Origin of the sequence: Streptomyces sp. NPDC050264, from assembly GCF_040655895.1 — a bacterium.
Classification (GTDB): Bacteria; Actinomycetota; Actinomycetes; order Streptomycetales; family Streptomycetaceae; genus Streptomyces.
The window spans coordinates 142,049-160,717 of the sequence record NZ_JBFAKV010000011.1 but is presented as its reverse complement, the minus strand read 5'-3'; the positions used below and the strand labels follow the sequence as shown (position 1 = coordinate 160,717).

The 18,669-nt window shown below is 70.9% G+C and carries 16 protein-coding genes and 1 tRNA gene; 7 read left to right on the top strand and 10 right to left on the bottom strand.

The window, feature by feature from the left end; translation table 11 throughout:
* Positions 1-18: 18 nt before the first annotated feature.
* From fabG to AB0J02_RS21590, 3 genes are all read left to right on the top strand, one after another.
* Positions 19-777 carry a 3-oxoacyl-ACP reductase FabG gene (fabG, locus tag AB0J02_RS21600; RefSeq protein ID WP_363195343.1) on the top strand — a complete coding sequence of 253 codons (759 nt, stop codon included), beginning with the start codon at positions 19-21 and terminating at the stop codon, positions 775-777.
* 68 nt (positions 778-845) lie between these two features.
* Positions 846-2,363: a long-chain fatty acid--CoA ligase gene (locus AB0J02_RS21595; RefSeq protein ID WP_363195342.1), complete on the top strand. Its 1,518-nt coding sequence runs from the start codon at positions 846-848 to the stop codon at positions 2,361-2,363.
* Positions 2,364-2,452: 89 nt separating this feature from the next.
* Positions 2,453-3,217: a sulfite exporter TauE/SafE family protein gene (locus AB0J02_RS21590; RefSeq protein WP_363195341.1), complete on the top strand. Its 765-nt coding sequence runs from the start codon at positions 2,453-2,455 to the stop codon at positions 3,215-3,217.
* A 16-nt stretch (positions 3,218-3,233) separates the two neighbouring features.
* Here the strand turns inward: AB0J02_RS21590 and AB0J02_RS21585 are convergent, their stop codons facing one another.
* Both AB0J02_RS21585 and AB0J02_RS21580 read right to left on the bottom strand, forming a co-directional pair.
* Complete coding sequence (locus tag AB0J02_RS21585) at positions 3,234-5,318, bottom strand: MDR family MFS transporter (protein WP_363195340.1); 2,085 nt, start codon at positions 5,316-5,318, stop codon at positions 3,234-3,236.
* Between the two features lie 94 nt (positions 5,319-5,412).
* Positions 5,413-5,907, bottom strand: coding sequence for a DUF309 domain-containing protein (locus AB0J02_RS21580; protein ID WP_363195339.1), 495 nt, complete (start codon positions 5,905-5,907; stop codon positions 5,413-5,415).
* Positions 5,908-6,024: 117 nt separating this feature from the next.
* Between AB0J02_RS21580 and AB0J02_RS21575 the strand changes: the two genes are divergently transcribed.
* A tRNA-Pro gene (locus tag AB0J02_RS21575) sits at positions 6,025-6,098 on the top strand.
* An 84-nt stretch (positions 6,099-6,182) separates the two neighbouring features.
* Here the strand turns inward: AB0J02_RS21575 and AB0J02_RS21570 are convergent.
* Positions 6,183-6,635 carry a hemerythrin domain-containing protein gene (locus tag AB0J02_RS21570; protein ID WP_363195338.1) on the bottom strand — a complete coding sequence of 151 codons (453 nt, stop codon included), beginning with the start codon at positions 6,633-6,635 and terminating at the stop codon, positions 6,183-6,185.
* A gap of 137 nt (positions 6,636-6,772) precedes the next feature.
* Between AB0J02_RS21570 and AB0J02_RS21565 the strand changes: the two genes are divergently transcribed.
* Complete coding sequence (locus tag AB0J02_RS21565) at positions 6,773-8,176, top strand: MFS transporter (protein ID WP_363195337.1); 1,404 nt, start codon at positions 6,773-6,775, stop codon at positions 8,174-8,176.
* A gap of 108 nt (positions 8,177-8,284) precedes the next feature.
* Positions 8,285-9,178, top strand: a complete 894-nt coding sequence (locus tag AB0J02_RS21560; protein WP_363195336.1) for an aminoglycoside phosphotransferase family protein — start codon at positions 8,285-8,287, stop codon at positions 9,176-9,178.
* A gap of 9 nt (positions 9,179-9,187) precedes the next feature.
* Here the strand turns inward: AB0J02_RS21560 and AB0J02_RS21555 are convergent, their stop codons facing one another.
* The 7 genes from AB0J02_RS21555 to AB0J02_RS21525 all read right to left on the bottom strand — a co-directional run bounded on the left by AB0J02_RS21555 (position 9,188) and on the right by AB0J02_RS21525 (position 16,823).
* A complete protein-coding gene (locus AB0J02_RS21555; RefSeq protein ID WP_363195335.1) occupies positions 9,188-10,282 on the bottom strand; it encodes a mechanosensitive ion channel family protein in 1,095 nt (364 codons plus the stop codon).
* Between the two features lie 193 nt (positions 10,283-10,475).
* A complete protein-coding gene (locus AB0J02_RS21550; RefSeq protein ID WP_363195457.1) occupies positions 10,476-11,498 on the bottom strand; it encodes a Gfo/Idh/MocA family oxidoreductase in 1,023 nt (340 codons plus the stop codon).
* Positions 11,499-11,503: 5 nt separating this feature from the next.
* Complete coding sequence (locus tag AB0J02_RS21545) at positions 11,504-12,520, bottom strand: Gfo/Idh/MocA family oxidoreductase (protein WP_363195334.1); 1,017 nt, start codon at positions 12,518-12,520, stop codon at positions 11,504-11,506.
* Positions 12,521-12,549: 29 nt separating this feature from the next.
* Positions 12,550-13,386 carry a carbohydrate ABC transporter permease gene (locus tag AB0J02_RS21540; RefSeq protein ID WP_363195333.1) on the bottom strand — a complete coding sequence of 279 codons (837 nt, stop codon included), beginning with the start codon at positions 13,384-13,386 and terminating at the stop codon, positions 12,550-12,552.
* Positions 13,379-14,347 carry a sugar ABC transporter permease gene (locus AB0J02_RS21535; protein WP_363195332.1) on the bottom strand — a complete coding sequence of 323 codons (969 nt, stop codon included), beginning with the start codon at positions 14,345-14,347 and terminating at the stop codon, positions 13,379-13,381. Before AB0J02_RS21535 ends, AB0J02_RS21540 begins: the two co-directional genes overlap by 8 nt.
* Complete coding sequence (locus AB0J02_RS21530; protein ID WP_363195331.1) at positions 14,347-15,612, bottom strand: sugar ABC transporter substrate-binding protein; 1,266 nt, start codon at positions 15,610-15,612, stop codon at positions 14,347-14,349. Before AB0J02_RS21530 ends, AB0J02_RS21535 begins: the two co-directional genes overlap by 1 nt.
* A gap of 50 nt (positions 15,613-15,662) precedes the next feature.
* Positions 15,663-16,823, bottom strand: a complete 1,161-nt coding sequence (locus AB0J02_RS21525; RefSeq protein ID WP_363195330.1) for an ROK family transcriptional regulator — start codon at positions 16,821-16,823, stop codon at positions 15,663-15,665.
* A 198-nt stretch (positions 16,824-17,021) separates the two neighbouring features.
* On the opposite strand from AB0J02_RS21525, the gene AB0J02_RS21520 reads away from it, so the two are divergent.
* Positions 17,022-18,278, top strand: coding sequence for an aminotransferase class III-fold pyridoxal phosphate-dependent enzyme (locus AB0J02_RS21520; protein WP_363195329.1), 1,257 nt, complete (start codon positions 17,022-17,024; stop codon positions 18,276-18,278).
* Positions 18,279-18,669: the final 391 nt, after the last annotated feature.

The window sequence follows — 18,669 nt, the reverse complement described above, 5'->3', positions numbered from 1 at the left end:
CAAGGAAGCCGAGAAAAGATGAGCAGGTTCACCGGCCGTGTCGCCGTCGTCACCGGCGCCGCCCAGGGCATCGGCGCCGCCACCGCGATGCGGCTCGCCGAGGAGGGCGCGACCGTCGCCGTCGTCGACCTCACCGCCGAGCGCGCGCAGGGCACCGTGGACGCGATCGAGGCGAAGGGCGGCACGGCCCGCGCCTACGGCTGCGACGTGACCGACCAGGACGCCGTCGAAGCCACCTTCGCGCAACTCCACGAGGACCTCGGCGGCCTGCACATCCTCGTCAACAACGCGGGCATCACCCGCGACGGCATGTTCTTCAAGATGCCGAAGACCGACTGGGACGCCGTCATCAACGTCAACCTGAACAGCGTCTACACCTGCTCGCAGGCCGCGCAGAAGTACATGTCGCGACAGAAGTACGGCAAGATCGTCTCCCTGTCGTCGCGGTCCGCGCTCGGCAACCGCGGCCAGGCCAACTACGCCGCGGCCAAGGCCGGAATCCAGGGCTTCACCGCGACCCTCGCCATCGAGCTGGGCCGCTTCAACATCAACGTCAACGCCGTGGCCCCCGGTTACATCGCCACCGCGATGACGGCCGCCACCGCTGAGCGCGTCGGTTCCAGCGCCGACGAGCACCAGAAGCTCGCCGCCGAACGCACCCCGCTGGGCCGCGTCGGGCAGCCCGAGGACATCGCCGCGGTGGTCGCGTTCCTCGCCTGCGACGACGCCTCTTACGTCAGCGGCCAGACGCTGTACGTCAACGGCGGCGCCCGCTGAGCCGGTTCCACCGCCGAGACCTGGTCCAGAGCCGTACCAGCAGTCAGCACCGAACGGAGCACCACCCCATGGCAACCCTGTCCCTCGCCGCGATCCTCGCCGAGTCCGCGCGGCGCCGCCCCGACAAGATCGGGCTCGTGGAGGGTGAACTGCGCCTCACCTTCGCGGAGTTGTGGTTGCAGGCCCGCAAGCAGGCCGCGGCCCTGACCGGTCTCGGAGTCCGCCCGGGGGACCGGGTCGCCCTGATGGCACCCAACACCGCCGAATTCCCGCGCGCCTACTACGCGGCCCTCGCGGCCGGCGCGGTCGTCGTGCCCGTACACCTGCTGCTGTCGGCCGAAGAAGTACGGCACGTCCTTCAGGACAGCGAAGCGACTCTGCTCCTGTGCCACCCCGGGCAGGCCGCGGTCGGCGCGGCCGCCGCCGAGGCCACGGGCGTGCGCATGGTGACGCTCGGCGCGGCCGGTGAGCTGGAGCAACTGACCGAAGCCGCCGAGCCGTTGGCGTCCTACGTCACGCGCGAGGCCGACGACCCGGCCGTCATCTTCTACACCAGCGGCACCACCGGCGTCCCCAAGGGCGCCGAACTCAGCCACTTCAACCTGGTGATGAACGCGACGGTCAGCGCATTCGACGCCCACGACGTGCACCCCGACGACATCGCGCTCGGCGCGCTGCCGCTCTTCCACGCGTTCGGCCAGACCGTCTCCATGAACGCGACCTGGCGGGCGGGCGCGACCCTCGTCCTGCTGCCCCGCTTCGACGCGGCCCGCGCGATCGACCTGATGGTCACCGAGAACGTCAACACGTTCCACGGTGTCCCGACGATGTACGTGAACCTGCTCTCCGCGGCGCCGGGGGCCGAGAAGCTGCCGCAGCTCAAGATCTGCGTCTCGGGCGGCGCCTCGCTCCCGGTCGCTGTCCTGGAGGGCTTCGAGCAGGCCTTCGGCGCGACCGTCTACGAGGGCTACGGCCTCTCGGAGACGTCCCCGGCGGCCGCCGCCAACCAGCCCGTGTTCGGGGCCCGCCCGGGCACCATCGGACAGCCCCTGTGGGGCGTCGACGTGGAGATCGCGCGCGCCGAGGTCGAGGACCGCGTCGACCTGCTGCCGACGGGAGAACTCGGCGAGGTCGTCGTCCGCGGCCACTGTGTCTTCACCGGCTACCTGGGCCGTCCCGAGGCGACCGCCGAGGCCCTGGTCGACGGCTGGTTCCGCACCGGCGACCTCGGCACCAAGGACGAGGACGGCTATCTGCGCATCGTCGACCGGAAGAAGGACATCATCATCCGCGGCGGCTACAACGTGTACCCGCGCGAGGTCGAGGAGGTCCTGATGCGCCACCCCGCCATCGGCCACGCCGCGGTCATCGGCCTGCCCGACGACGTGCACGGCGAAGAGGTCTGCGCGGTGATCGTCCTGAAGCCCGGCACCGAACTGGACGCGGCGGAACTCACCGCCTGGTCCAAGGATCACCTCGGCAAACACAAGTACCCGCGCCGCATCGAGTTCACCGACCAACTGCCGCTCGGCCCCAGCATGAAGATCCTCAAGCGCGAACTGCGGGCTACGTATGCGGGCAGCTAGGACCTGTCCTACGTAGGCACGAGGCAACGCGTATCACCATGTGGTGCCCCTGACGCGCGCCGAATAGGTGGGTCTACCATCGGCCCGCTATGCACGACATATTCGGGATCACCGCCTGGGGCTTCACCGCCCTGGCCGCCGCGGCACTGCTGGTGGGCTTCTCCAAGACCGCCGTCAGCGGCGCCAACACGGTCAGCCTCGCCGTCTTCGCCGCGATCCTGCCCGCCCGCGCCTCGACCGGCGTGCTGCTGCCGATCCTGATCTGCGGCGACATCCTCGCCGTCCTCACCTACCGGCGGCACGCCCACTGGCCCACCCTGTGGCGGCTGTTCCCCGCCGTCGCCGGGGGAGTGGTGCTCGGCACGGTCTTCCTCGCCTTCGCCGGCGACGGGGCCGTGCGCACGTCCATCGGCGCGATCCTGCTGCTGATGGCCGCGGTCACCCTCTGGCGGCGCCGGAAGGCAGGAGCCCCCGAGGCCGAGGAGACGGCGACCCGAGCGGCCCGGGTCAAAGCGGGCTCCTATGGAGTGCTCGGTGGCTTCACCACGATGGTCGCCAACGCGGGCGGCCCCGTGATGTCGATGTACCTGCTCTCCGCGGGCTTCCGGAAGCTTGGCTTCCTCGGCACCTCCGCGTGGTTCTTCCTCATCGTGAACTCCGCGAAGGTGCCGTTCAGCGTGGGCCTCGGCCTCATCGACGGCCGCTCGCTGCTCCTCGACGCGGCCCTCGTCGCATTCGTCGTGCCGGGCGCGCTGCTCGGCAAATGGGCTGTGACCCGTATCAACCAGCGATTGTTCGAGCGCCTGGTCATCGCGGCCACGATCCTCGGCGGCCTGCAGCTCCTGTTGCGCTGACCTACGTAGGGCGGTGCTACGTAGGGCTGAGCGTGCGGTCGGAACCCGGCTGGTGCGGCAGCCCCTGCTCCAGATCCTCCGCGAGCAGCCGCTTCGCGATCGTGTCGACCGCCGCCCGCAGATCCTCGCCCGGCGGCCGGCCCAGATCCGCCTCGACCTTGTCCGCCAGCCACTCGCCCCAGGCCTGGTTGATGACACCGGCCTCCCTGCGGCCCGCCTCCGTGTGCGAGAAGTACGAGCCCGTACGCGACAGATAGCCCTCGTCGACCATGCGCTGGAACACCGGCACCAGGACCTCCGGCGGCAGCATGCGCCGTGCCGAGATCATGCCGAGGCTCGCGTGCCCGACCATCCGCGTGAAGAACTCCACCTGCATCACCGCCCAGGCCCCCGCGATGTCGAGCCGGGTGTCGGAGGCCGTGAGGATCCGCCGGGCGGTCTCCAGGTCCGTCGTCTTCACGATGGTGCCGACGGTCCGCTCCAGCAGATGCGCCGGATCGCCGGTGGTCGGCTGCGCGAAGCCCTCGCCCATGTCGGAGGAGCCCATCCGCGCGCTGTCGCGCAGTTGCACCTGCTTGAGGAAGAGCGCCACCAGGAACCCGATCACGGCCACCGGCACCGTCCACAGGAACACCGTGTGCAGCGAGTCCGCGTACGCCTCGACGATCGGCGCCCGCGCGGCGGCCGGCAGCGCGTGCAGACCCTCCGGATTCTGCGCGGCCTTCGCCAGCGCCGCCGGGTCGATCCCCGTACCGGCCCTGGCGGCCTCGGCCACCCCGTCCGCCAGATTCGGCTTGAGCGTGTTGGCGTAGATCGTGCCGAAGACTGCCGTCCCGAAGGAGCTGCCGAGCGTACGGAAGAACGTGACGCCCGAGGTCGCCGTGCCCAGATCCGCGTACTCGACGGTGTTCTGCACGGCGATCGTCAGCACCTGCATGCACAGGCCGATGCCGACGCCGAGCACGAACATGTACAGCGATTCGAGCCAGATGCCCGACGAACTCCCCATCAAGGAAAGGAGATACAGGCCGAGCGCCATGACGAGCGAACCGACGATCGGGAAGATCCGGTACTTGCCGGTTTTACTGACCACGTTGCCGGAGAAGACCGACGCGATCAGCAGGCCGATCACCATGGGCAGCGTCCGCACGCCGGAGATCGTGGCCGAGTCCCCGTCGACGTACTGCAGATACGTCGGCAGGAACGTCATCGCGCCCAGCATCGCGAAGCCCACGATGAAACTGAGGATCGAGCAGACCGTGAAGACGGGATTGCCGAAGAGCCGCATCGGCAGCATAGGTTCGGCCGCGCGCGACTCCACCCAGCAGAACAGGCCGAGCGCGACGATGCCGCCCGCGAACAGGCCGATGATGGTGGCCGAGCCCCACGCGTACTGGTTGCCGCCCCAGCTCGTGGCGAGGATCAGCGCGCTCGCGCCGATCGCGACCAGCGCGATGCCCAGGTAGTCGATCACCGGCCGCGTCGCCGACTTCACCACCGGGATGGTGCGCGCCGCGGCGATCACCACGATGATCGCGATCGGTACGTTGACGTAGAAGGCCCAGCGCCAGGTGAGATGGTCCGTGAACAGTCCGCCGAGGAGCGGCCCGATGACCGTGGCCACGCCGAACACGGCCCCGATCGCACCCTGGTACTTGCCGCGCTCGCGCAGCGGGATGACGTCCGCGATCAGCGCCATCGCCGTCACCATCAGACCGCCCGCGCCGATGCCCTGCATCGCCCGCCAGGCGATCAGCAGCGTCATGTTCCCCGCGAGGCCGCACAGGAACGAACCGGTGATGAAGACGACCGCCGAGACCTGGAAGACCACCTTGCGCCCGAACAGGTCACCGAATTTGCCGACGAGCACGGTGGCGACCGTCTCCGCCAGCAGGTACGCCGTCACCACCCACGACATGTGGGCCGCGCCGCCCAGGTCCGAGACGATCGTGGGCAGGGCCGTGCCGACGATCGTCTGGTCCAGGGCGGCGAGCAGCATGCCCAGCATGATCGTGACGAAGACGACGTTGCGGCGGCGCTTGTCCAGTACCGGCTGGGCCGGGGCCTCTGCGGTCGGCTGGGAGGTATCGGTGGCTGTCACTGTTGCAGGGTCACCCGGGGCGGCGGGGGGCGCATTCGGGTAGGGGCCGGACCGGTGACGCGTCGGCGCCGCTGATCGGTACGGCCCGCGCCCCTTACGCGGCTCGCCTCAGCCGGGGCGCGGAGCCTGCCGCGTCCACGGGGGCCCCTCGGTCCACCCGGGCCGCGAGGGCGCGCGCCCAGCGGATGAGCCCCTCCGTGTCCAGGCCCGCCGGGGCCTCGCCCGTCCAGGCCGCCAGGCCGTCCGCTCCGCGGCGGAGCAGGCGGGCGCCGCCCCTGGCGTTGCCGCGCGCCGCGTGGGTGAGGCCCACCGCCGCCTGGGCCAGCGCCCGCCACAGGGCGCGCTCGGACCCGGGGCCGGATTTCCAGGCGTCCTCGAAGACCTCGTGGGCGTGGAAGGGGCGGCCCGCGTCGAGCAGGTCCTGCGCCTCGGTGAGGGTCTCGGCGGGGGTGCGCACGATGCCCTCCGGCTGGCGTTCGACGCCGGGGGTGCCGTAGGGGAGGGGACGGCCGAGACCGTCACGGGGGCGGGCGTTACGGGCCCGGCCCTCCTCGTCGCGGTCCCGGCCGTCGCTGCGCGAAGTGCTCATGGCCCGATTCTCGCCCACGTCCGGCGACGGCCGCGGAATCGGTTTCAAACCACCCGTGAGCTTGGGGTATCGTTCTGTCTGTCGCCGCCGGACGGGACTCCGGAAGGCAGCCGACATCGGGACGTGGCGCAGCTTGGTAGCGCACTTGACTGGGGGTCAAGGGGTCGCAGGTTCAAATCCTGTCGTCCCGACTTAATGAAGTCGCGGGTCGTGGGGCTGTTTCAGAGAGATCTGAGGCGGCCCCGCAGTCGTTCCCGGGTTTCCCGCCGCGCCCCTCACCCGGGGTGTGCCGCGCGCCAGGCCGCCATGGACGCGTCCCAGTCGTCCCCCGACAGCGCGGTCAGCGACGCCGGGAACAGACCGTCCTCCTCCTTCGCGATGTGCCGGTGCAGTTCGTGCGCCGCCTCGGCGAAGGCGCGCACGTCGTCGGGGTCCGTCAGGTCCAACGCGGGGAGCAGCGCGGCCAGTTCGCGGTGCTCCGTCACCAGGGCCGCGATGTAGTCCGCGTACTCGGGGTCCTCGCGCATCACCCGGAACAGGCCGTCCTCCTCGCCGCGCCAGTGCGCCGCGAGTTCCTCGGCCATCCGGTCCACGAGGGCACGTGCCCGCTCCGGGTCCCCGCGGACGAGAGCCCGCAGCGCGTCTCCCGCGGCGTCCGTGACCCGCTCGTGCTCGGCGATGAACTCTTTGATGAGGGGAATGTCCCGGCATTCGCAGTAGTGGCACATGGGGTCAGTGATACGTCAGTCCCGAGGAGGGATCGTGGAGGCGGCCGGTGCGTGGCGCCCCTCATGGCAGCATGCATGTAAGCAGCAGTTAAAACGGCGGTTGAACCATCGGTTACAGCGGAGGGACGGGAACGGGCATGTCCGGCGGGGCGGTTGAGGCGACACCTGACGACGGCGCGGCGGCGGGCGTGGACGGGCCCGCCCGGCTCACCGTCGCCGCGCGCCTGGACGCCGTGCCCGTCAGCGCGTGGCACTGGCGGATCACCCTGCTCGCCGGACTGGCCACCTTCTTCGACCTGTACGAGGTGTTCCTCGGCGGCGTGCTCACCGAGCAGTGGCAGTTGGACTCGGACGGCAAGGCGCTGCTCGTCGGTGCGCCCTTCTTCGGCATGTTCGCGGGGGCGGTGCTGCTCGGCAGGGCGGCTGACCGCTTCGGCCGGCGCCCGCTGTTCATGCTCAACCTCGCGGGCTACAGCGTCAGTTCGCTGCTCGCGGCCTTCGCCCCCGACCTGACGTGGCTGATCGTGCTGCGCGTCGTCGCCGGCGTCTTCCTCGGCGCCGAACTCCCGCTCGTCGACACGTACGTCAGTGAACTGCTGCCCGGCGCGGTCCGCGGGCGCTTCATCGCCGTCGCGTACACCCTCGGCTTCTGCGGCGCGCCGGTCGCCGCCCTGCTCGGCGGACAGCTCGTCGCCGAACGGGAGCTGCTGATCGACGGCTGGCGGTGGCTGCTGATCTTCGGCGGCCTCGGCGCGGCGTTCGTCTGGGTGCTGCGTCGCTCCCTGCCCGAGTCGCCGCGCTGGCTGAGCGCCCAGGGACGGCACGCCGAGGCGGACCGGATCGTCGCCGACGTGGAGCGCGGCGCCGGGCTCACTCCGCCTCCCGCGGCCCAACTGCCGCCGCCCGCACCACAGCCGACGCAGACCGAGACTGTCGTACCCGTGCGGGAACTTTTCCGGCCGCCCTACCTTCGTAGCACCGTGATGCTCTGGATCTTCCAGGTGTTGCAGACCGTCGGCTACTACGGCTTCGGTTCCCTCGCGCCCCTCGTCCTGATGGCCAAGGGCCACGACGTGGTGCACTCGTTGACGTACACGGCGCTGAGCTTTCTCGGCTATCCGATCGGCTCCGCCGTCTCGATCCTGTTCATCGAACGGATCGAGCGCAAGACACTGGTCATCACGTCGGCCGCGGGGATCGCCGTGTTCGGCCTCGCCTTCGGCACCGCGGAGTCGTCGGTGGCGATCGTCGCGGCGGGCGTCCTCATGACGCTCACCCAGAACATCTTCTCCAACGCCTTCCACGTCTACCAGGCCGAACTGTTCCCCACCGCGATGCGCGGCAGCGCCGTCGGCATCGCGTACTCGCTGTCCCGGCTCACCGGCGGCGTCCTGCCCTTCGTGGGCCTCGCGGTCCTCGACGCGTTCGGCGCGACCGGGATGTTCGCCGGGTGCGCCGTCCTCATGGCGCTGCTCTGCCTGGACGTGGCACTCCTCGGGCCGCGCACGACGGGGCGGGCACTGGAGAGCGTACGGCCCTGAGGCCCGGCGCCGCAGAAAACGCCGTGCACCGCAGGATCGGTGCCGGATACGCTCGCGCGGCGTTGACGATCCCCGCAGATCCCCGCCTGGAAAGGCGAAAAGACGACCATGGGCGTTCGCAAGCTGCATTCCGACGAGGCCGACATCGACGAGGCGCTCGTCCGCGCGCTGGTCGACGAGCAGTTCCCACGGTGGGCGGCGCTGCCCCTGCGGCACGTCGAGTCGCACGGCACGTCGAACGTCCTGTACCGGCTCGGCGACGCGTACGTCATCCGGCTGCCGCGCGTACGCGGGTCGGTTCCGGACCCGGCGGGCGGGAGCCGGTGGATGCCGTTCCTGGCCGCGCGGCTGCCGGTCGCCGTGCCCGAGCCCGTCGCCGAGGGGAAGCCGGGGCACGGGTTCCCCTTTCCGTGGGCGGTGCACCGCTGGCTGCCCGGCGCGATCCCGGTCGTGGGGAGCCTGGCGGAGCCGGAGGCGCTGGCCGGGGACCTGGCCGCGTTCGTCGCCGCACTCCGACGGATCGAGACCGCGGGCGCCCCCGTGGCCTACCGGGGCCGCCCGCTCACCGGACGGGACAGCGACACCCGCGAGGTACTGGGACGCCTGGCCGGCGCGATCGACTCCGACGCGGCCCTCGCCGTCTGGGACGCCGCCGTGCGCGCCCCGCGCGGCCCGCTCCCCGATGTGTGGCTGCACGCCGATCTGCAACCCGGGAATCTCCTGGTCGACGACGGCCGGCTCAGTGCCGTCATCGACTTCGAGTGCATGGGCACCGGCGATCCGGCCGTCGACCTCATCGTCGCCTGGTACGTCCTGGACGCCGGGGCCCGCCAGGTCTTCCGCGCGTCTCTCGGAGCGGACGCGGACGCCTGGGCGCGCGGGCGGGGCTGGGCCCTGACCATCGCGGCCCACGAACTCGTGTACTACCGGGAGTCGAACCCGTTCATGGCGCGGACCGCCGAGCGCGTCATCGGGGAGGTACTGGCCGAGTGCCGCGCCTGAGCCACCGGACTACATGACCGGCGTGATCGAAGGGCTGTCCGACGCGTCCCGCTGGTGCGGGATGACGACCGGCGCGCTGCCCTGCGACAGGGCCACCGTCCGCGTCGGCGCCGGGATGCGGATGCCCTCCTCGCGGAAGCGCCGGTGCAGCCGTTTGATGAACTCGTGCTTGATCCGGTACTGGTCGCTGAACTCGCCGACGCCGAGGATCACCGTGAAGCTGATCCGCGAATCCCCGAACGTGTGGAAGCGGACGGCCGGTTCGTGCTCCGGCATCGCACCCTCGACGTCCTTCATGACCTCCGCGACGACCTCGACGGTCACGCGCTCTACGTGCTCCAGGTCGCTGTCGTAGCCGACTCCCGCCTGCACGAGCAGCGTCATCTCCTGCTCGGGGCGGCTGAAGTTGGTCATGTTCGTGCCCGAGAGCTGGGTGTTCGGGATGATCACGAGGTTGTTGGAGAGCTGCCGCACCACGGTGTTGCGCCAGTTGATGTCGACGACATACCCCTCCTCACCGCTGCTGAGCCGGATGTAGTCGCCCGGCTGCACCGTCTTCGACGCCAGGATGTGCACGCCCGCGAAGAGGTTGGCGAGCGTGTCCTGGAGGGCGAGCGCCACCGCGAGACCGCCCACGCCCAGCGCGGTGAGCAGCGGCGCGATGGAGATCCCGAGCGTCTGCAGGACGACCAGGAAGCCCATCGCGAGGACCACGACCCGCGTGATGTTCACGAAGATCGTCGCCGAACCGGCCACCGCCGCGCGGGACTGCGCCACCGCCCGGACGAGTCCGGTGACGATGCGGGCGGCAGTGAGCGTCGCCGCGACGATGACGAACGCCGTCAGCGCCATGTTCACATTGCGCCCGGTGCGGACGGTCAGCGGCAGCGCCTCGGCCGCCACCGCCGCGCCCGCGGCGACGGCGGCCCACGGGACGAGCGTGCGCAGCGCGTCGACGAGCACATCGTCGCCGCCCCAGCGCGTCCGGCTGGCCCGCTCGCCGAGCCAGCGCAGCAGGATCCGCAGGAGCAGCCCGGCCAGCAGCCCCACGACGAGCGCGACGCCCGCGATGATCAGGTCGTGGAGTTCGAGTCCGCGAGTCATCGGACGCCTCCCGCACACAACGCTGCGATGGGGACGGGTATGTGATGTTTCGTCACGTGCACCTGCTCGGTAGGGGGTGGGGCCGGCGCGGCCACCGGAGCGCCGCACGCCGGGCCATCCTGCCGCACGCGGGACCGCTCCGCCGCCACAAGGGCGTCCCTCGGGCCACCGGCCCCCCGCCGGCCTGCCTCCGCTACCTCACGGCCACCGTGCGCCCCACCCGCGCCGACTCGTAGGCGGCCGCCACGATCCGCAGGGCCCGCACCCCGGCCTCGCCGTCCGTCACCCCGATCGGGCCGGTGTCGTCCCCGAAGAGGAACGCGCGCAGCATCAGCGCGTCCAGGTCGACCCCGTAGGGGAGTTCGACCCCGGAGCGCGATGTCTCGCTGAAGCCGTGCACCTTCTGGTCGAAGGCGTCCATCTCCAGGGTCGCCCGGTCGCCGATCACCTGCATCGCGAGGCCGCCCCACGCCGGGTGGTGCCGCGGCTGGCTCCAGCTGCAGTCGATCGTGGCCACGGCCCCGTTCGCGTACGTGAGGGTGAGCAGGCCCGCCGTCTCGACAGGGACCTCGCCCTCGTACAGGACGTTGTTGGTCTGCGCGTAGACGGAAGCCGCGGGGACGCCGCCGAGCAGGTCGTCGAGGAGGTCCGCGATGTGCACCGTGTGGTCCATCAGGGCGCCGCCGCCCGCGAGTTCGGGGTCGACGAACCAGCGGCGCCGCGCGCCCGGCATGTAGCCGTTGTTCGTGCCGGACACCGCGAGCACCTCGCCCGCCGTGCCCGCGCGCACCGCGTCGCGCACCGCGAGATAGGCGGGGCTGAACCGCACCGGGTGCGCCACCGCCAGCCGCACCCCGGCCGCCCGGCACGCCTCGACCATGGCCGCGCCGTCCTCGGGCGTGGTGGCGAGGGGCTTCTCGCACAGCACGTCCACGCCGTGCGCGGCGGCGAGTTCGACCAGGGGGCGGTGCCGCACGTTCTCGGAGCAGATCACCACCTTGTCGGGCCCCCAGGCGAACAACTCCTCATATGTGTCTACGTAGTTCACGCCCAGCTGGTCCGCGAAGTCCTTGCCGCGGACCTCGCCCGGCGCCGCCAGATCCGTGTCCGGGTCGGCCGCCAGAACCTCCACCCCGTCCATGGCGGCGAGCAGGCGGGCGAACCCGCCCGCGTGGACGTGCGCGAACGACAACACCCCGACCTTCACGCCCCGCATGCCCTTCACAGTCCGGCCTCCTCGGTCGGCTTCGGTTCGACGGGTTCTCCGGTGCGCGCGGACTCGGCGGCCGCTGCCGCGATACGGACGGCCTCGACGCCGTCGCGCGCCGACACCCGGGGCGCGGGCCCGCCGGTGACGGCGGCCGCGAACTCCCGCAGCTCCGTCAGATAGGGGCTCTCCGTCATCGCGCTGCCGGGGATGCCCTCGCCGAGAGACCGTGCGCCCTGGGCCAGAACACGGAACCCCGTGTGGGCAGTTGAGTCGTGCTCCAGGATTCCGCCGGGTCCGGCCACGCGGAACGTCGTGCGGAACGGGAGGTCCGGGAGGCCCCACACGCCGAGGACGTGGCTGACCGCGCCGGACGCGTGGGTGAGCACGGCCGTGCCCGTCGCCACGTCCCCGTCGGCCGCGCCCGGCTCCTGGCGGCCGCGGACCTGCGCGTGGACCCGGACGACCTCACCCGCGAGAAGACGTGCGAAGTCGAGGTCGTGGATCATCTGGTCGACCAGGATGCCCCCGGACAGTGCCGGGTCGGAGAACCACGGCGCCCACACCGGGTAGCGGCCCGAGCGGGTGAACCGCAGGACGGCGGGCGCGCCGATGCCGCCCGCCGCGACGGCCTCGGCGAGCGCCGCGTACGCGGGGAAGTAGCGCACGACGTGTGCCGGGAACAGCAGTACCCCCGCCGCCTCGGCCGCGTCCACCATGTGCTGGGCCTCGTCGACGGTCAGCGCGAGCGGCTTCTCGCAGACGACGTGCTTGCCCGCGGCGATCGCGTCGAGGGCGAGCCGCCGGTGCGTGAACGTCGGGGTGCACACGTCCACGACCGTGCTGCGGTCGAGCAGCTCGCCGAGACTGCTCACCGACGTGACGCCGAACTCCGCGTATCGGGCGGCCAGTTGTTCCGCCTGACCGTCGGTGGACAGGATCGTGACGCGTGCGCCGAGCTCCGTCCAGGCGGGCAGATGCGCGCGGGCGATGCCGCCGGCGCCGAGCAGACCCACGTCGAGGCGTGCCATGAAGGTCCTTTCGCTAGGAGTACGGGACGTCAGCCCTTCGTGCCGCTCTGGGCGATGCCCTGCACGAAGTGCCGCTGGAGGAAGAGGTAGAGGAGGATCATCGGAAGGCTCGCGATCAGCGAACCGGCCATCATCACCGGGTAGTTGGTCTCGAACTGCCCTTCAAGGGAGGTCAGTCCGGCGCTGATCGGCATCTTCGCCGGGTCGGTGTTCACGACCAGCGGCCACAGCAGGTCGTTCCACGACCACATCGCCGTGATCACCGCGAGCGCGGCGAGCGCCGGCCGGATCAGCGGCAGCATGATCGACCAGAAGATGCGGAACGGGCCCGCGCCGTCGATGCGGGCCGCCTCCTCCAACTCCTGTGGCAGGGACAGGAAGAACTGGCGCAGCATGAACGTGCCGAACGCGCTGAACATGCCGGGCAGGAACAGCGCGGGCGGCGAGTTCAGCAGGCCGAGCCGCTGGATGATGTCGTATTGCGGCAGGATCAGCAGCGAGGACGGGACGAGCAGCACGGACAGGAAGAGGGCGAACAGCACGTTCTTGCCGCGGAACCGCATCCGGGCGAAGGCGTACGCGGCGAGCGAGCAGAACACCAGCTGGCCTACGGTGCGTCCGACCGTGTTGATGACGCTGTTGCCGAGCATCTCGCCATAGGGCATCGCGGTGAACACGTCATGGAACGCCGCCCAGTTCCACCGCTCGGGAAAGAACGTCGTCGGTACGTGCACGGCTTCCGGCAGCGTCTTCAACGCCGTGAGGAGCTGCCACAGGAACGGGAAGACCATGACGAGCGCGCCGAGCGACAGGAGGAGATGCGTGGCGACGGCGCCGCCGTCCACGCGACGCAGCCGTTCACGCATAGTGCACCCACTTCTTCTGCAGCCGGAACTGGAGGTAGGTCAGGGCTGCGGTGAGCAGCATCAGGAGGAACGCGAGGGCCGCCGCCGCGCCCTGGTTGTTCTGCTGGAACGCCCACTGGTAGAAGAGGCTCACGACCGATTGCGTGGAGCCGAGCGCCGGGTTCGTCGGGCTCATCATCACGTAGATCAGGTCGAACATCTGGAGCGAGTTGATCACGCAGATGATGGCCGCGAAGAAGATGCTCGGGGTCAGCAGCGGCAGCGTGATCGTGAAGAAGCGCCGCACAGGCCCCGCGCCGTCCAGCTCGGCCGCCTCGTAGTAGTCCTGCGGAATGCCCTTGATCCCCGCGATGAAGATGATCAAGTAGTAGCCGACGCTCTGCCACACGGAGACGACGCCGATCGCCCACAGCGCGGTCGACGGATCCGAGGCCCAGAAGTGCCGGGAGACGCCGAACCACGACAACATCTCGTTCAGGAGGCCGAAGTTGCCGTTGTAGAGCCAGTTCCAGACGAGACCCACCGCGACCGGCAGCGTGACGAACGGGAGGAAGTACAGGGCGCGGTAGACGCCCACGCCGCGCAGTCCGCGCCGGTTGAGGAGTGCCGCCACCGTGATCGAGAGCGGCAGGGTGACCAGGCCGATCGCTCCGTACAGCAGCGTGTTGCCGACGGCCCGCCACACCGTGACGTCCTTGACGACCCGCGCGTAGTTGTCGCCGCCGGTCCAGGTGTTGCCGCCGAACGGCCCGAAGTGGGTGAAGCTGAAGCCGAACGTCTGGATCATCGGCCCGATGTAGAACACCAGGAAACCGAGGCCGATCGGCGCGATGAAGACATAAGCGGCCTTCTGCGTACGGGAGTTCGGGCCGCGCGTGACACCGTCGGGTCCGGCCTTCGAGCGCGGTTTCCTGATCCGGCCGTCCGCCTCCGCGGCGGCCGTCGACGGGAACACAGCCATTACTTGTCCTCCTCGACGAGTGCCCGGTCCATCTGTTTCGCCAGCGTCCGCGCCGCCTGCTCGACACCGCCCTTGCCGCTGAACGGAGCACCGAGCAGCAGATACTCCTGGTCCTCCCAGACGGCCGTGTTGCGTGAACTCGGGTACGGGACCGCGTAGTCGAGCATCTCGACGAAGTACTTCAGGTCGAACTCCGGCATCGACTTCAGCCAGGCGCCCTGCGTCCCCTCGTACGAGGAGATGGTGATGCCGCCCTTGGCCTGGATCTCCGCCGCCTCGCGCCGTGCCATGAAGTCCACGAACTTCCACGCCGCCTGCTTCTTGCGGGACTTGGCACTCACGACGTTCGCGAGCCCGTGGATGACAGTGGCGCGCTCGCGGCCCTTCGGCAGCACGGCGACACCGCCGTGGTCCTTGATGGCGGGCCCGGTGTACATGAGCGCCGCCATCGCGGAGAGGTCGTAGTTCATCGCCACCTGCTCCGACAGGAACAGATTGCGGGCCCGCACCTCCGACATGGCGCTCTGCGGCGGCGACCAGCCCCTGTCCACCAGGTCCGTCCAGAACCGCAGGCCCTCGACGGACCGCGGATCGGCGAACCCGGAGCGTCCGTCGCGCAGCACATACCCGCCGGCGCCGAACACCGTCGGATAGAACTTCGCCTGCCGGTCCATCTCGGCGGCGATCCCGTAGACCCGCTTCCCCGGATTCGTCAGCTCGTGCGCGGCGTCCCGCAGATCGTCCCAAGTCCACGTGTCATCCGGGTACTTGATCCCCGCCTTGTCGAAGAGCGCCTTGTTGTACCAGAGCCCGATGGTGTCGAAGTCCTTCGGCAGCCCGTACTGCTTGCCCTCGTACGCGTAGATGTCGACGAGCGCGTCGGGGTGCTTGCCGACCGGGGTGCGGTCCCGGGCGATGTGCTCGCTCAGCGGCTCCAGCGCGCCGTTCGCCGCGTACAGCTGGATGTTCACCGCGTTCATCCAGAACACGTCCGGCGCGGTGCCGCCGCGCATCGACGTGCGCAGCGTCGTCCAGTACGAGGACCAGGGCGTGAGCTGGATCTCCACGGATATCCCGGGGTTGTCGCGCTCGAAGGCATCGATGATCTGCTGCAGCACCGGGGCCTGGGTGACGTCCCAGATGCCGTACGAGAGGGTGGTGTGGCCACGCGCCGAGGCGGTGTCGGAAGCTCCGCCGCCGCTGCTGCAGCCGGTGGCGAGCGGCGCCGCCGCGAGCGCACCGGCGAGAAGCGTTCTCCTGCGCATACGCGTCTCCGGTCGATAGGAGGAGAGTGGGGATGGAGAGGGAGAGGGGGTCAGTGCGGAGCGGGCAGCTTCAAGGGGCCCGCCGAATGGGGGAGGTGAGCCTCGACGGCGTCCAGGGCGCGGCGCACCGCTCCCAGGGCCACACCCTCGCGGCCGAGGGTGCTGACCGCGATGCGCGGCACGTGCAGGGTCAGGGGGCGCAGGTGCTCGGTGAGGAGCGGCCCGAGCGGAGCGCCGACCGGGGCCAACGCCCCGGACAGCACCAGGAGTTCGGGGTCGAGCGCGAGGACGAGCGCCGCGATGCCGGGGGCGACCCCGGCCAGGTACCGGTCGAGGACGTCGAGGGCCCCGGGGTCGCCGGCGCGCACGGCCCGCGCGAGCGCGTCCGTCCCCGACTCCGCGGGCAGCCGCTCCTTGTCCCATGAGAGGGCCTTCGCGGCCTCGTCCAGGCCGAGTTGCGGCAGGATGCCCAGCTCGCCCGCGCCGCCGCGGCGCCCCCGGTGCAGCCGGCCGTCGATCATCAGGCCGCACGAGATGCGCCGCCCCACGAGCACGCACGCCACGTCGTCCGCCAGCACAGCCGCGCCCCGCCAGTGCTCGGCCAGCACGGCGAGGTTCACGTCGTTCTCCACGAAGACGCGGCAGGGGATGTCGTCGGCGAGGCGTCGCGCCAGGTCCAGGTCGGTCCACTCCGGCACGATCACCGAGCGGATCCGCCCGGTGTCGTCGACCATGCCCGGCACGCCGATGCCCATCGACCACACGTCGTCCGGGCCGAGGCACTGGTCCGCCAGGAAGCGGCGCAGGCGGCCGCGCAGCAGCTCGATGCGTTCGGTGCCCGTCAACTCCGCCGGAAAATCCTCACGTTGACGCGCGACGACCTCGCCGTCGAGCCGGGCGAGGAGCAGCACCAGCTTCCGGAGCCCGATGTCGACCCCGATCACGTGCCCGGCCTCGGCACGGAACCGGAACCGGCGCGCGGGCCGCCCCGGCGCGCGCCCGGCCGCCGGGGCGTCCGTCTCGGCGATCCAGCCCTGCCCGGCCAGCTCCTCCACGAGCGCCTCGACCGTCGGCCGGGACAGCCCCGTCGCGGTGGCGAGACCGCTCACGGTCCGGGGGCTCTCCTGCCGCAACGCCCGCAGCACCACGGCCGTGTTGAGACCGCGCAGCGCCGCGAGGTCGTGCCCGCGAGCCCCGTTGTGCACCGCCATGGCCTGTTTCCCTCCGAGCGCCGGTCGGTCGGGTTGCGCAGGACTGTTGCATAACTCCGAGGGCTTGGGAAGCCCGCCCGGACCGAAATTACGTAGAACTCCTGCCAATTGAAGGAGCGGAGGCGCCGCGGACGTGGCCGGAGTTCGTCACACATGCCCCATTGACGCCTCTTCGGCCCGGGACTGAGGGTGGAGGGCATGACCCAACTGTCCGAGCATCTGCGCCAGGCCACCCCCGTCGTCGCGCAGCGCGGGGAAGGCGTCCACCTCTACGGCATCGACGGCCGTCGCTATCTGGACTTCACCGCCGGGATCGGGGTCACCAGCACCGGCCACTGTCATCCCCGCGTCGTCGCCGCCGCGCAGGAACAGGTGGCCACCCTCATCCACGGCCAGTACACGACCGTCATGCACCAGCCGCTGCAACGCCTCGTCGAGAAGCTCGGCGACGTGCTGCCCACGGGCCTCGACAGCCTGTTCTTCGTGAACTCGGGAAGCGAGGCCGTCGAGGCGGCGATGCGGCTCGCCCGGCAGGCCACGGGGCGGCCCAACATCGTGGTCGCGCACGGCGGCTTCCACGGCCGGACCGTGGCGGCGGCGTCCCTGACCACGTCCGGCACCAAGATCCGTACGGGCTTCGGCCCGCTCATGGCGGGCGTGGCCATCACGCCGTTCCCGAACGCCTACCACTACGGCTGGGACGAGGAGACGGCCACGCGGTTCGCGCTGCGCGAGTTCGACCACCTGCTGCAGACGGTCACCGACCCCGACGACACGGCGGCGATCCTCATCGAACCGGTCCTCGGCGAAGGCGGCTACGTCCCCGCCAACACGGCCTTCCTGCAAGGCCTGCGCGAACGCGCCGACCGCCACGGCATCCTCCTCATCCTCGACGAGATCCAGACCGGCGTCGGCCGCACCGGACGCTTCTGGGGCCACGACCACTTCGACGTACGGCCCGACGTCCTGATCACCGCGAAGGGCCTGGCCAGCGGCTTCCCGCTGTCGGGCATCGCGGCGCCGGCGGACCTGATGCACAAGGCCAGGCCGGGCTCGCAGGGCGGCACGTACGGCGGCAACGCGGTCGCCTGCGCGGCGGCCGTCGCCACGCTCGACGTCATCGCCGAGGAGGGCCTGGTGGCCAACGCCGCGGCGATGGGCACGCGGCTGCGGGCCGGCCTGGAGGACGTCGCGGCGAAAACCCCGGCCATCGGCGACGTACGAGGCCTCGGCCTGATGCTCGCCAGCGAATTCACGACCCCGTCCGGCGACCCCGACCCGACGACCGCCCTCCGGGCCCAGCAGGCGGCAGCGGACGAGGGCCTCCTGCTCCTCACGTGCGGCCCCTGGGGCAACGTGGTCCGGATGATCCCGGCGCTGGTGGTGACGGAGACCCAGGTGGACGAGGCGCTACGGGCGTGGTCGTCCGCGGTGGCGGGGGCGACGGGTTCGTAGCCCATCAACACAGTCGCGGAACAAGACCCGATGCCCGCACCCCGTCAATGAGGCCGGCAGGCGGTGTCCTCGCATGCGCCCCCGTCAGGGGTGCGGGGAGCGGCGCTGCCCAGCCACGACGAAACTCGCACGCGGCGACACCGCACGAGTCTCGTCGGGGGTGCGGGGAACGGCGCTGCCCAGCCACGACGAAACTCGCACGCGGCGACACCGCACGAGTCCCGTCGGGGGTGCGGGGAACGGCGTGCCCGGCCTCGACGAAACTCGCATGCGGCGACACCGCTCGAGTCTCGTCGGGGGCGCGGGGAACGGCGTGCCCGGCCTCGACGAAACTCGCATGCGGCGACACCGCTCGAGTCTCGTCAGGGGCGCGGGGAACGGCGTGCCCGGC